The organism is Streptomyces sp. NPDC059743, assembly GCF_042732975.1.
Lineage (GTDB): Bacteria > Actinomycetota > Actinomycetes > Streptomycetales > Streptomycetaceae > Streptomyces.
The window spans coordinates 252,324-265,889 of record NZ_JBHWGS010000005.1; the positions used below are offsets into that span (position 1 = coordinate 252,324).

9 protein-coding genes and 1 tRNA gene are annotated in these 13,566 nt (G+C 70.9%); 6 read left to right on the forward strand and 4 right to left on the reverse strand.

Features of this window, described 5'->3' with window-relative positions; translation table 11 throughout:
• The first annotated feature begins 54 nt into the window (after positions 1–54).
• Entirely contained in the window at positions 55–2,439 is a 2,385-nt protein-coding gene (locus ACFV6H_RS11660; protein ID WP_385541043.1) for a beta-glucosidase, read from the forward strand.
• A 299-nt stretch (positions 2,440–2,738) separates the two neighbouring features.
• Entirely contained in the window at positions 2,739–5,351 is a 2,613-nt protein-coding gene (locus ACFV6H_RS11665) for a SpoIIE family protein phosphatase (RefSeq protein WP_385540781.1), read from the forward strand.
• Positions 5,352–5,396: 45 nt separating this feature from the next.
• Here ACFV6H_RS11665 and ACFV6H_RS11670 read toward each other — a convergent pair whose 3' ends face one another.
• Both ACFV6H_RS11670 and ACFV6H_RS11675 read right to left on the reverse strand, forming a co-directional pair.
• Positions 5,397–6,353 (reverse strand): phosphotransferase family protein, encoded by a 957-nt coding sequence (locus tag ACFV6H_RS11670; protein ID WP_385540783.1) that lies wholly within the window; start codon positions 6,351–6,353, stop codon positions 5,397–5,399.
• Positions 6,354–6,406: 53 nt separating this feature from the next.
• Positions 6,407–6,478: transfer RNA gene (locus tag ACFV6H_RS11675), tRNA-Val, on the reverse strand.
• 211 nt (positions 6,479–6,689) lie between these two features.
• On the opposite strand from ACFV6H_RS11675, the gene ACFV6H_RS11680 reads away from it, so the two are divergent.
• From ACFV6H_RS11680 to ACFV6H_RS11695, 4 genes are all read left to right on the forward strand, one after another.
• Positions 6,690–7,463, forward strand: a complete 774-nt coding sequence (locus ACFV6H_RS11680; protein ID WP_385540785.1) for a DUF4097 family beta strand repeat-containing protein — start codon at positions 6,690–6,692, stop codon at positions 7,461–7,463.
• Between the two features lie 127 nt (positions 7,464–7,590).
• Entirely contained in the window at positions 7,591–8,976 is a 1,386-nt protein-coding gene (locus ACFV6H_RS11685; protein ID WP_385540787.1) for a hypothetical protein, read from the forward strand.
• 80 nt (positions 8,977–9,056) lie between these two features.
• Positions 9,057–9,728, forward strand: a complete 672-nt coding sequence (locus ACFV6H_RS11690) for a DUF4383 domain-containing protein (protein ID WP_385540789.1) — start codon at positions 9,057–9,059, stop codon at positions 9,726–9,728.
• A 53-nt stretch (positions 9,729–9,781) separates the two neighbouring features.
• Positions 9,782–10,009, forward strand: coding sequence for a zinc ribbon domain-containing protein (locus tag ACFV6H_RS11695; RefSeq protein WP_384781532.1), 228 nt, complete (start codon positions 9,782–9,784; stop codon positions 10,007–10,009).
• A 70-nt stretch (positions 10,010–10,079) separates the two neighbouring features.
• Here the strand turns inward: ACFV6H_RS11695 and ACFV6H_RS11700 are convergent, their stop codons facing one another.
• Positions 10,080–10,940 carry an HAD family hydrolase gene (locus ACFV6H_RS11700; protein ID WP_385540791.1) on the reverse strand — a complete coding sequence of 287 codons (861 nt, stop codon included), beginning with the start codon at positions 10,938–10,940 and terminating at the stop codon, positions 10,080–10,082.
• Entirely contained in the window at positions 10,937–13,483 is a 2,547-nt protein-coding gene (locus ACFV6H_RS11705; RefSeq protein ID WP_385540793.1) for a phosphoribosyltransferase, read from the reverse strand. The genes ACFV6H_RS11700 and ACFV6H_RS11705 overlap by 4 nt, the downstream gene beginning before the upstream one ends.
• Between the last annotated feature and the right edge of the window lie 83 nt (positions 13,484–13,566).

The window sequence follows — 13,566 nt, forward strand, 5'->3', positions numbered from 1 at the left end:
GCCGCCGTCCTTGAGCGGCGCCGCGCCGAGCGCGTCGCGTATCTGATCTCCGCGATGACGACGGAGGAGAAGCTCGCACAGCTCTACGGCCTGTGGGCGGGCGCCTCGGCCGACGGCGCCGAAGTCGCCCCGCACCAGCACGACATGGACCGTCCGCCCTCGCTCGACGAACTCCTCCCGTACGGGCTCGGCCAGTTGACCAGGCCCTTCGGCACGGTTCCCGTCGATCCCGCGCTGGGCGCGCTGTCGCTGATGCGCACCCAGGAACGCATCGTCGCCGCCAACCGCTTCTCCATCCCGGCCATGGCCCATGACGAGTGTCTGGCCGGCTTCGCCGCCTGGGGCGCCACCACCTATCCCGTCCCGCTCTCCTGGGGCGCGTCCTTCGACCCGGAGCTGGTACGGGAGATGGCGGGCGCGATCGGCCACGACATGCGTTCGGTGGGCCTGCACCAAGGGCTGGCACCCGTGCTCGACGTCGTACGCGACGCCCGCTGGGGCCGGGTCGAGGAGACCATCGGCGAGGATCCGTATCTGGTCGGTACGGTCGCCACCGCTTATATCCAGGGCCTGGAGTCCGCCGGGATCGTGGCGACGCTGAAACACTTCGCGGGCTACTCCGCCTCGCGCGGCGGACGCAATCTCGCGCCGGTGAGCATGGGCGCCAGGGAGCGGGCCGATGTGATCCTGCCGCCGTTCGAGATGGCCGTACGGGAGAGCGGCGTACGGTCCGTCATGCACGCGTACACCGACACCGACGGCGTGCCGGGTGCGGCCGACGAGGAGCTGCTGACCGGGCTGCTCAGGAACACCTGGGGCTTCGAGGGCACGGTGGTGGCCGACTACTTCGGCATCGCCTTCCTCAAGACCTTGCACGGAGTGGCCGCCGACTGGAGCGGCGCGGCCGTGGCGGCCCTCACGGCGGGCGTGGATGTCGAACTGCCCACCGTGAAGACGTTCGGCCGGCCGCTACGGGAGGCGATCGCGGCCGGAGAGGTGCCGGAGGAGCTGGAGGAGCTGATCGACCGCGCGCTGCGGCGCGTACTGACACAGAAGGCCGGACTTGGGCTGCTGGACCCGGAGTGGAGCCCGGTGCCTCCTGCCCTGGCCGCGCGCGCGCCGTACGACGACGCGGCTCCGCTGCGCGGCACGGTCGACCTCAACTCCCCGGCGCGGCGCGACATCTCGCGCCGTCTCGCGGAGCGGTCGGTGATCCTGCTGCGCAACGACGGGACGCTGCCGCTGACAGTCCCGGTCACGGTCCCGGTCCCGGAGGCCCGTACGGCGAGCGGCTCGTCCGACAGCCTCCGTATCGCGTCCGACAGCTTCCGGATCGCGCTGATCGGGCCGCAGGGCGAGACTCCCACGGCCGTGCTGGGCTGCTACTCCTTCCCTGTCCATGTCGGCGCCCAGCACCCGGACACACCGGCCGGTATCGAGCTGCCCACGCTCCGGGAGGCCCTCGCCGCAGAGTTCCCCGGCAGCGAGATCGTCGCCGTGCCCGGCGCGGGCATCGACTCGACCGACACCTCCGGTTTCCCGGCGGCGGTACGGGCGGCCCGCGAAGCGGACGTGGTCGTCGTGGCCCTCGGCGACCGGGCAGGACTCTTCGGGCGCGGTACGAGCGGAGAGGGCTGCGACGCCGAGAACCTCGGGCTGCCCGGCGTACAGGGACAGCTCCTCGACGCCCTGCTCGACGCGCTCGACGGCACCGGCACACCGCTGGTGGTGGCGCTGCTGGCCGGGCGGCCGTACGCCCTCGGCCGGGCGGCCGAGGAGGCCGGTGCCGTCGTGCAGGCCTTCTTCCCGGGCCAGGAGGGCACGTCCGCCGTCGCCGGAGTGCTCAGCGGACGGATCAGCCCGTCGGGCCGGCTCCCGGTGAGCGTTCCCAGGCTGCCGGGCGCCCAGCCGTCCACGTATCTGGCGGCGCCGCTGGCCCGCGTCAGCGAGGTCTCCAGCATCGATCCCACTCCGGCGTTCGCGTTCGGGCACGGTCTGACGTACACCTCGTTCGACTGGTCGGACCTGGTGGCGAGCGGCACGGCCGGTACGGACGGCTCCCTGGAGCTGTCCTTCACCGTCCGCAACACCGGCGGCCGGGCGGGCACCGAGGTCGTCCAGCTCTATCTGCACGATCCCGTCGCCTCGGTCGTCCAGCCGGTCCAGCGGCTGATCGGCTATGCCCGGATTCCGCTGGAGCCGGACGAGCGGGCCTCGGTCGCGGTGACCGTACCGGCCGATCTCGCGTCCTTCACCGGCCGCGACGGGCGCCGGATCGTGGAGCCGGGCGCGCTGGAACTGCGGCTGGGAGCGTCCAGCGCCGATGTACGGCTCACCGCCGCCGCCACGCTGACCGGTCCGGTACGGAGAGTCGACCACACCCGTGAGCTGCACGCCCGGTTCACCGTCACTCGGGGAGGCGCCACGGGACCGGCCTGACGTCCGCTTCCCTGTGGAAAACCGACGGCGGCCCAAGGTGCGGCCTGAGCTGACGCTCAGGCCGCACCCGCCGGACCGGTGCCCTTGACCATTCGCCTTGTGAAGACAGGCGGTGTAGATATAGGCACATGGCCCGACATACGGGTCGATCCTGGGCTCGGGTCCTGTCTGCCCGCTCCGACCGGCGCCCACGGGGTCGGCGGCCGGAGGACCCGCGAGAAACCGGCGGGTGGCGAGGAAAGTTCGAGCGCCGGGCCCCGCGGAAGCCGCCGGGGCGGCGTGGTCAGTCGTGGCTGAGCATGCGTACCGTCGCCGGGCAGGTGCTCATCCTGCAACTGGTGATCGTGCTGCTGCTCGTCGGCGCCTCCGTCATCTCGCTCCTTCTGGTGTCGCGGCACGACACCACCAATGAGGCGCGCAACCGTTGTCTCGCCGTCGCCACGTCCTTCGCGAACTCGCCGGGAATGGTGCAGGCTCTGGACTCGCGCAACCCGACCCCGATTCTCCAGCCACGGGCCGAGGCGGTCCGCAAAGCCACCGACGTCGACTTCGTCGTCGTCATCAACACCAAGGGAGTCCGGCTCACCCATCCGAATCCCGAGCGGATCGGCGAGCACTTCATCGGCACCATCGGGCCGTCCCTGAAGGGCCGGACGATCACCGAGACCGTCCCTGGCACCCTCGGTCCCTCGGTGCGTGCGGTGACGCCCGTCAAGGACTCCGTCGGCAGAGTGGTCGGCCTGGTGTCGGCCGGAATCACCATCGAGAAGGTGAACAGCCTCGCCACCCGCGAGGTCCCGATCGTCATGTCGGCCACCGCCGCCTCGCTCCTCCTGGCCACGGGCGGAACGGCGCTGGTGAGCCGTCGGGTACGGCGTCAGACGCATGGGCTGGATCCCATCGAGATGACGCGCATGTACGAGCACCACGACGCGGTCCTGCACGTCGTGCGGGAGGGAGTGCTCATCGTCGACGGCGAGCGCCGGCTCGTACTCGCCAACGACGAGGCGATCCGGCTGCTCGGCCTGCCGCCACGGCCGGAGGGCCGCGCCGTCACGGACCTCGGTCTGGATCCGGGCGTGGCCGACATGCTGGCCACAGGACGTGTCGCGAGCGACGAGGTGGTGGCCACCGGCGACCGGCTGCTCGTGGTCAACAACCGTTCCACGGACCGTGACGGCGGGCCGCCCGGCTGTGTCGCGACGCTGCGCGACTCCACCGAGCTGCGCGTGCTCACGGGCCGGGCGGAGGCGACACGGAAGCGGCTCAAGCTGCTGTACGACGCGAGCGTGGAGATCGGCACCACGCTCGATGTGACCAGGACCGCCGAGGAACTCGGCCGGGTGGCTGTGCCGCGCTTCGCCGACTTCGCCACGGTGGATCTGGCGGAGGCCGTCCTGCGCGGTGAGGAGCCGGCCGGACTGACCAGCGCCTCCGAGGTGCACCGTACGGCCGTCGTCGGTATCCGCGAGGACCATCCCTTCTACGAGCTCGGCACGGACATCGCGTTCCGTTCGAGCACACCGCAGGCCTGGACGCTGGGAAGCGGACGAGGAACGGTGGTGCCCGATCTCCGGCTGGCCGCCGGATGGCAGGCCCAGGATCCGGAGGTGACCGGCCGGGTCCTCGAACACGGTGTGCACTCCCTGGTCACCGCGCCGCTGCGGGCGCGAGGAGTCCTGCTGGGAATGGTCAACTTCTGGCGCTCGGAGAAGCCCGAGCCCTTCGAGGACGAGGACGTGTCGCTCGCGGAGGAACTGGCCAACCACGCGGCGGTCTGCATCGACAACGCACGGCGCTACACGCGCGAGCACACCATGGCGGAGACGCTCCAGCGCAGTCTGCTCCCTCAGGTGCTGCCGGAGCAGAACGCGCTCGATGTCGCCTACCGGTATCTGCCGGCGGAGGCGGGCGTCGGCGGCGACTGGTTCGATGTCATCCCGCTGCCCGGCGCGCGCGTGGCGCTGGTGGTGGGCGATGTCGTCGGCCACGGTCTGCTCGCGGCGGCGACGATGGGCCGGCTGCGTACGGCGGTCCACAACTTCTCCTCGCTCGATCTGCCGCCCGACGAGATCCTCTCCCTGCTGGACGATCTGGTCACCCGTATCGACCACGACGAGGGCCTCGCGGGCGGCGGTGCGATGGTCACGGGAGCGACCTGTCTGTACGCGATCTACGATCCGGTGACCATGCTCTGCTCCATGGCCCGCGCCGGCCATCCGCCGCCCGCGCTGGTCGACACGGACGGGAACGTGGAGTTCCTGGATCTGCCGGCCAGCACTCCGCTGGGCCTCGGCGGGCTGCCGTTCGAGACGGTGGAACTGCGGCTGCCGGAGGCCAGCCATCTGGTGCTGTACACCGACGGGCTCATCGAGGACCGCCACCGGGAGATCGACGCCGGGCTCGCCCTGCTGCGCGCGGCGCTGTCGCATCCGGACAGGGATCCGGAGGAGACCTGCTCGGCGGTGCTCGAAGCGCTGCTGCCGGACCGTCAGAGCGATGACATCGCGCTCATCGTGGCCCGTACGCGCGTACTCCGCCCCGACCGGATCGCCGAGTGGCAGGTGCCCGCGCATCCCTCGGAGGTCTCCCGCGTACGGGCCGACGTGGCCCGGCAGCTCGCGGACTGGGACCTGGACGAGGTGGCGTACACGACGGAGCTGATCCTCAGCGAACTGATCACCAACGCCATCCGCTACGCCCTGGGCCCGATCAGCGTCCGGCTGCTCCGCGACCGCACGCTGATCTGCGAGGTCTCCGACTTCAGCAGCACCTCACCGCATCTGCGCTACGCGGCGGCGACGGACGAGGGCGGCCGGGGCCTGTTCCTGGTGGCCCAGTTCACCGAACGCTGGGGCACCCGCTACACGGCGGACGGCAAGGTGATCTGGGCCGAGCAGTCCCTGCCTTGAGCGGTCACCTGTGCGTACCCGTTACCTGGTGCCCAGCCCTTGTTCCTAGCCCTTGCTCCGCCTGCGCGTGGACAGCCAGCGCAGAGACGCCCGGCCCAGCTCCGTCATCATGCGCACCAGCCTCGGATCCGCGGTGGAATCCACCGAGCAGGCGATGGCCAGAAGGAATCCCGCCTGCGCCGAGATGAGTACGTCGACCGCCTCGGGCTCGACACCGGTCAGCAGCGGATGCCGTACGGCGAAGGGCTCCGGGTCGATTCCGCTGAGCGCGACGCTGCTGAGGAGCATCACCAGGTCGGCGTGGGCCGGCCCGATCCAGGCGTGCGGCCAGTCCACGACGACGACACGGTCCGGCGTGAGCAGAACGTTGAACGGATACAGGTCGCCATGGGTCAGCGTCTCTCCGGCGGTCGCCTCGGCGAGACGCGTCTCCAGCGACAGATGCAGATCCAGTTCCTCGGTGGCACCCGGTGCGACCGTGGTCAGCCTCGCCAAGGCCTTGGGATCGTCCGCCAGCCGTGCCCAGCCGCCCAGCCGTGGCGCGGCGAGCGCCGGTTCGAGCGGTGGCGCCGGCGTGAGCCGTTCCGCCAGGCCGGTGACGGCGTCGAGCACCCGCTCCAGTTCGTCCTCGCGCCACGGCTGCGCGGGCAGCGCGCCGTCGATGTCCTCGAAGACCAGTGCCACCCACTCACCGTCGTCGAAGGACCCGAGCAGCCGCGGTACGGGCACGCCGGAGGGCAGTCCGCCCGTCACTCCGATCTCGCGGCGATGGAACGCGCCGACCGCCGGAGCGGCCACCGCGTCGACGGCCTTGACGAAGGCCCTGCGGCCGTCGGACAGCTCCAGCCGCACCGCGAGACCGTCGGAGAAACCGCCCTGCTGGCTGCTGGCCGCAGTCACCGTGCCCTGGAGCACGTCCTCGATCCCGGCCGACACCGAGCGCGGCAGACCGCGCCACGGAATGCGTCTGCTGCCCGTGTGCGAGGGAAAGGAATCAGGCATATGGCTCCGTACCAAGGTTGTCGGTACGGAGCTCCGTCACTGGTCAAGCACGGTGGGCGCGGACGGTTTCGAACCGCCGACATCTGCTTTGTAAGAGCAGCGCTCTACCCCTGAGCTACGCACCCGTGGATGAGGGAACAGCGTACATGGCACAGGGGGCCCGGCCGCAAACGGGCAAGGGGTGGTACGGGTACGGGGGGTATCCCCACCACCGAAACGGTGGGCGGCCGGATCGGCCCGGGCGCCGCGCGTCCCTACGGTGGGAACACAGCCAAGACGCGCGGTGCACGTGCAGTGCACGCGCGCTGCACGCGCACTATCTGGGGGACGATCACCGTGGCCGCACGCCGTATCCGCACCCGTACGCTTCTCGCCCCGGGCGGGGCCCTTCTCGTCGCGCTCGCCGTCAGCGGATGCGGCAGTGCGGACGCCTCGGACGTGCCCGCCGAGAAGAAGTCGTTCGCGCTGGACGGGAAGACGCTGACGATCGAGGCCGGGAACTCGGTGGTCGATCTGGTGCCCGCCGATGTGAAGAGCGTCGAGGTGACCCGTCGGGTCGACGGCTGGGTGTTCGCCGGAAGCGGGCCCGACGCGAGCTGGAAGATGACCGACGACACGCTCTCGCTCAAGGTGAGGTGCCGGGCGATCGCCAGCGATTGCGAGGCGCTGCACGAGGTGAAGGTGCCGCGCGGAGTGGCCGTGACGGTGCACGGCGACAACGGCGAAATAGTCGCCACCGGCTTCGACACCGGGCTGAAGCTGAGGTCGGACAACGGATCGGTGACCGTCCGGGACTCCAGCGGGCCGGTCGATCTGGAGAGCGACAACGGAAAGATCACGGCAGCGGGCCTCTCCGCCAGGACCGTCGCCGCGAAGTCCAGCAACGGATCCGTACACCTCGGGCTGAGCGCCGTACCCGATACGGTCGACACCGTCAGCGACAACGGCCGGATCGTGATCGATCTGCCGGCCTCGAAGACGTCGTACGCGGTGACGGCGACGAGCGACAACGGCGATGTCGACGTGGACGTACCGACCGACAGGAGCAGCGCCCATGTGGTGAACGCCCGCAGCGACAACGGGAAGGTCACGGTGCGCAGTACGGGCTGAAACGCCGGCCGCGGACCCGACGGACCGCGAAACGCGGACACCGAGCGCGAACTAACCGGCCCGTGTGTTCGTCCTTACCTGGTGGGAGAATGGACCAGGCAGGGCGAACTCGGCACGGGAGAGGGATGTGACGGCGACACACGCACAGCCGCACGCAAGAGCCCAAGCTAAGGCGAGTGCCGTCCGTGATGTCCTCACGCTGATGCTGCTGCCGGTGCCGTTGATCGCCGCCGCGCTGCCGGCCACCTTCGCCGGCGGCGGTACGCGGCGCTGGTTCGGCGGTCGCGGCGAGAGCCAGCGCGCCGACGCCCAGGCCGCGAAGGACGCCGCCGCGGCCTCTTTCTACGAGCTGGACACCGCCCAGCGCGATCTGCGGATCTCGATAGAGACGATCACGGCGGTGGACAGTTCGCCGGGAGCCCGCAAGGCCGTCGCCGACTTCGCGGCGCTGGGGCAGCGTATCGACGAGGTGAGCCACACCTATATCACCGCCGTCGACGCGCACGACCTCGACCGGGACGATCTGGAGCCCTCCGTCGCGTCCAAGGCCCGTGGCGAGCTGGCCAAGGCCAAGGCGGATCTGGACCGGGTCAAGGGCGAGCTGGACCGGTTCGAACAAGGGCTCGGACCGCTGCTCGACAAGGCCGAGACGCAGCTCGCCCGGCTGGCGCCCGCCGTGGAGCGGGCGCGGCAGGCGCTTCTCTCCGCGAGCAACGCGCTCGATGCCGTACGTGCCTCCGGACTGCGCGCGGACGATCTCGCCGCCCGGCTCGCCGCGCTCGGCCCCGAGCTGACCAAGCTCAACCAGGGCGCGGGACAGCACGGCGTGGCCGACACGCTCCAGCGCGCCGACCGCGTGCTGCGCGACGCCGAGGCCGTACGGACCGAGGCGGAGCGGCTGCCCGAGCGCGCCCAGGAGATAGACCGCCGGCTGGTCTCGCTGCGTACGCGCGCCCAGGCCCTGACCACCCGCGCGGGCTCCGTGGAGCCCGTCCTCAGCGAGCTGCGCCGCCGTTTCACCGCCGCGTGCTGGCAGGACCTCCAGCAGGTGCCCGACCATGCCGCGACCAGCGTCCGCCAGGCCGAGGAGAAGCTGAAGGAGGCGGGCAAGGCGCGCGAGGAGCAGCGCTGGGCGGACGCGACCTCACTGCTCAGTACGGCGCGGGCCCTGCTGAACGGCACGGACGAGGCGGTCTCCGCCGCCGGTGACCGGCTGCGGCGGCTGAACGCCGTGTCGAAGGATCCGCAGCAGGAGATCGACCGTACGCGGTTCGCGATCCGCGACGCCCAGCGTCTGGCCATGACCGGACGCCATACGCCCGAGCCGCGCCACGCCCGCCCGCTGGACGACTCGGTGGCCAGGCTGGAGCGCGCGGTGGCCGCGCTGGAGGGCCGCCATCCCGACTACTGGCACTTTCTGACCGAGACCGAGGCCGTAAGGAACACCGTGGCCCGGGTGGTCTCGGACATCCGCGAGGAGCGCGGCGCGGCGGCGCCCGGCCACGGCGGCTGATTTGTCCTCGGCCCTGGCTGGGCGGATGCTGGGTACTACGCCGTACGCCAGTACTACGCCGTACGCCAAAGGAGGCCGCGATGGCCACCCAAGCGCTCCGCCGCCCTCATCGGCGGCATGTCAGACTCGATGAGCAGCTCCCTGTCGACCACCGGCTGAACCAGGTCTACCGGATCGGCGCCGGAGTCATGGGTCTGATCCTGATCGTCTTCGGCATTCTCGGACTGCTCAACAAGGTCGGCTTCTTCGACACCGGCGGCGCCGGTGTCGCGGGTCTGAACACCAATGGCGCGCTGGGCGTGCTGTCCATCTGTGTCGGGCTGCTGCTCCTGGCCGGCATGACGATCGGCGGGAATCTCGCCTCGACGCTGAATATGGTCCTCGGCGTTCTCTTCATCGCCAGCGGATTCGTCAATCTCGCACTGCTGGACACCAGTTACAACTTCCTCGCCTTTCATTTGCCCAATGTGCTGTTCAGCTTTGTGGTGGGACTGCTGCTGATGTTGTTCGGCATGTACGGAAGAGTCAGCGGCGGTCTGCCGCACGACAATCCGTACTGGCGTGCCCGCCATCCCGAACAGGCGGAGCACGAGCAGCGCCTCCGCGCCAAGATCGAACATGTACAGGCCCATGGCCATGGCTATGGCCATCTGCACGATCACAGCTATCAGTACGAGCAGGAGCGGCACGGACAGGAACAGCCGCAACAGCCGCACGAGGAGAGCCGGATGGACAGCGACCCTAACTCCTGAGCCAACTCCTGAGCCGCCGCCCGCGCGCCGCCTCCGCCGGATAGCCTGATGCCATGCCTCGCTATGAGTACCGCTGCCGCTCCTGTGGTGACACCTTCGAGCTCAGCCGCCCGATGTCCGAGTCCGCGGCCCCGGCGTCATGCCCTGCGGGCCACGACGACACCGTGAAGCTCCTCTCCACCGTCGCGGTCGGCGGCACGGCCAAGGCCGGCTCCCCGGGCCCGGCCGCCGCGACCGGCGGTGGCGGCGGAGGATGCTGCGGCGGTGGCTGCTGCGGCTGACCGGACCGTCCGGACCTGACCGTACGCGCACGGCGCGACGACGGTCAGGTCAAACCGTGCCCTGGGACGGTCAGACCGTGCCCTGGGCGGTGGCGGTGGCGGTGGCGGTGGCGGCCAAGGTGAGGCGTCGCAGGATCTCCTCGCCCGCCGCGACGCCCGTCTCCTCCAGGACGTCGACATGCGGCGCGCTCCAGCCCGTGTCGGCGAGTTCGCCATGGCCCGGGCGCCAGGCGCGGTCGGCGGCCAGCAGCAGGTCGGCGTCGAGCAGCGAGTCTCCGGCGGCGAGAGTGAGTTCGGCTCCTGTCCTGCGGGCGACCTCGCGCATCGCCGCGCTCTTGGTGAGCGGCTGCGGTACGGCGTAGATCTTGCGGCCCTGGAGAGAGACCGTCCAGCCACGGCCCTCCGCCCACCCGGAGAGCTCCTTCACCCAGCCCTCGGGCAGCAGAGTGCGGTCGACCACCAGATAGGCGAAGAGGTCCTCCGCGATCCGCTCCTTGAGGAGCCACGCCGGATCGGCGGCGGCGAGCAGATGGGCACGGACCTCGGCGAGCGGCGCGCACTCGTCGGCGAGCCGGTCGGCCACCCGCGCCTGCCAGGCCGGATCCGACACACCGTCGACCAGCAGGTGGCCGCCGTTGGCGCAGATCGCGAACCTCGGCGCGGGGCCCGGCAGATGGACACGGCCGTACTGCTCCCGGGTGCGGGTGGTGGTCGGTACGAAAACGGTCGTACGGGCAAGCCCTTCGAGCAGCCCGGCCGCCGTCTCGGTCAGAAACGACAACGGCTTGCTCCCGTACACCTCGACACAGAGCAGCCGAGGTGCCTCGGCGTCCGGCATCGGGAGCTGGAGCGCGGCGGCCGAGTAGATGAGCGTACGGTCCAGATCGCTCGCGACCAGGACCGGGACCGGGCGCTCGGTGTTCGCGGTCACGGCGCGGTCACCGCCTTGCCGTCCGCTCCGGTCGCGCCACGGGTGTACTTCGGGTGGATCAGCCCGACGCATGTGTACGGCAGACCGTCGACCTCCTCCACCGGCACGCCTCGCTGCCGCGCCAGCAGCCGGACATGGTCGAGGTCCGCGCCCGCGCCGCGCTGGGCGAGGATCTTCCAGGGCACCCGGCGCAGCAGAACACGCGTCGTCTCGCCGACGCCCGGCTTGACGAGGTTCACATCGTGGATGCCGTACTCCTCGCTGATCCGCTCGACCGCCGCCCAGCCCTCCCAGGTCGGGGCGCGGTCCGCCGCGAGCAGCTCCTTGACCTCCGCGTCCACAGCGTCCACCACCTCCTCGAAGTGGGCCGCGACGGTGTCCAGGAAGTGGATCGAGACATCGGCACCGGCCAGTTCGCCGTAGTGCTTGGCACCGTGGAAGTCGTCCGGGCCGACCAGGTCGGACCGCAGGACAGTACGGGAAATCAGCCCGGAGACCGTCGAGTTGAGGCAGGCGGAGGGAATGAGGAAGTCCTCGCGCGTGCCATAGGTCCGTACGCAGCCGCCCGGATCGGCGAGGACGGCGATCTCCGGGTTGAAGCCGCTGGTCCCAGGGTTGGCGTCCTCGAACTCGGCCAGCGCGTCGGCCAGTTCGCGGGTGATCGCGCCCTTGCCGGTCCAGCCGTCGACGAACACGACATCGGAGGGATCGTGGTGGGCGGCGAGCCAGCGCAGGGCGTTGGTGTCGATGCCCCGGCCGCGCACGATGGAGACGGCGTAGTGCGGCAGATCCAGACCGTGCCGCCGCTGGGCCCAGCGGCGCATCAGTACGCCTACGGGCGTGCCGGCGCGGGCCAGGGAGACCAGGACGGGCCGGGACGCGCGCTCGGCGAGCACGGTCTCGGTGACGGTGCCGACGGCGTGCGCGATCCGGGCCGCCGAGGTCTCCAGGGCGGAGAGGAAGAGCTCCTGGTACTCAGCGCTCGGCTGGTACTCGACCGGGAGCGATTCGGCGTAGTGCGCGCCACCGCTCTGGATCGCCTCCTCGCGCTCCTCCGTCGGGGCCTCCAGCTCCACGTCGGAGAGGTCCTGGAGGAGCCAGCCGACGTCGTCGGGCGCGTAGGAGGAGAAGGCGGGCCCGCGAAGGGGTTCGGGCAGCATGGGAGGTTCCTGCCGTTCGGCGTCGTGCGAGGAAGAGTTGGCGTGCGAAGAAGTGCCGGCGTGGGAAGAGGAGCCGTACGAGGAGCCCGGGAGATACGCGGGCACAACCGCCAGGACCACGCGTGGTATGTGCGTGGCGAGTTGGGCCAGCAGACCGTCCGGGCCGTGCAACTCCGGTGAGTCCGCGAGGGAGTCGACCACCGCGACCACCGCGTCGAAGCCGCCGCCCGCGACGTTGTAGGCATACCGGTCGCCGGTGCCGTCGCCGTCCGGGAACGCGGCGGTGTCATGGGCAGGGAAGACAAGTCGGCTGCGTATGGCGTATCCGGGATCGTCCACGGCCAGCACCGGGGACCGGGTGGTGGTGGAGTACCGCACCTCCACGTCGGAGATACGCTCCAGCGCCTCGGCCAGCCGCAGTGGCGCGTACATCAGCTCCTCGAAACCGAGGACGAGGACGCGCTCGGCGCCGGCGAGCCGATCGGCCAGGGTGGTGGCCAGGGCGGGCAGCGCGGACTCCAGCCGGGCCCGGTGGGCCGGAGTGAAGCCATGACGGCCGCCGTCCGGGACTCCGGCCGGCCAGTCCAGCTCCACCCGCAGAACCGTCCCGGCGCCCGTGCCTCCGCCCGCGCCCGCGTCGTACGAACCGTACGAAGCCCCAGCGCCGGCCTCCGCCTCCCGTACCGCGCTCTCGTGCTCCGCGACCAGCGCACGGCCCTTCTCCAGCACGCCGTCCGGCAGATGGACCGTCCCGGAGGCGAGCGTGATCAGATCCACGCGCGCGCCGATCCGTTCGGCGAAGTCCGCCAGCCGGCCCTGATCGGCCGCCGAGCGCATGTCGACCAGGGCGACGATCACATACCAGCCGCGCGGATAGCGCTCATGGAGCGCGAGGATGGTGTTGAGGACGGTGTTCCCGGTGGAGAACTCGTCATCCACGAGGACCAGCGGGCCGTCCGAGGCGAGCAGCGCGGGATCCTCCGGCAGCAGCAGATGCGAGGTGGCGTGCGAGTGCGACTCCTCGAAACCGCCCGCCCGCTCCACGCCCGGCACCGGCCGTCGCGTGGAGTGCAGATACGGCGCGTGCCGCACGCCGTCCGCGACCGCGTGGCCGAGTCCGGTCGCGGTCTCCGCGTAGCCGAGGACGACGGCGCGCGCCACGTCCGCGCCGAGCAGTTCCCGTACCCGCGCGCCCAGTTGGACTCCGGTTCCGTATACGACCTCGGGTCGTTGCGGTACATGTTTGCCCAGCACATTCGAGACAAGGAGATGGGCCCGCTTGGGATTACGGCGCAGGGCCAGTCCCAGCAGATCCCGTAGTCCCTCGCCGCCCGCGAGCCGCACTCCGAGCCGCTCGGCGACCCAGGTGCCCGACCAGACCATCTCGGCGTTCTCTTCCTTCCATCCAGACGTCCCAGCCGGCTCTGCGGAGGCCTCCGCAGAGCTCGCCACAGACCGTTCCGCGC

Excerpts from the sequence above, each read along its gene's own strand:
- ACFV6H_RS11670 (WP_385540783.1), bottom strand. The coding sequence starts at position 6,353 with ATGCCTGATTCCTTTCCCTCGCACACGGGCAGCAGACGCATTCCGTGG.
- ACFV6H_RS11705 (WP_385540793.1), bottom strand. The coding sequence starts at position 13,483 with ATGGTCTGGTCGGGCACCTGGGTCGCCGAGCGGCTCGGAGTGCGGCTC.
- ACFV6H_RS11665 (WP_385540781.1), top strand. The coding sequence starts at position 2,739 with ATGCGTACCGTCGCCGGGCAGGTGCTCATCCTGCAACTGGTGATCGTG.
- ACFV6H_RS11690 (WP_385540789.1), top strand. The coding sequence starts at position 9,057 with ATGGCCACCCAAGCGCTCCGCCGCCCTCATCGGCGGCATGTCAGACTC.
- ACFV6H_RS11695 (WP_384781532.1), top strand. The coding sequence starts at position 9,782 with ATGCCTCGCTATGAGTACCGCTGCCGCTCCTGTGGTGACACCTTCGAG.
- ACFV6H_RS11660 (WP_385541043.1), top strand. The coding sequence starts at position 55 with ATGACGACGGAGGAGAAGCTCGCACAGCTCTACGGCCTGTGGGCGGGC.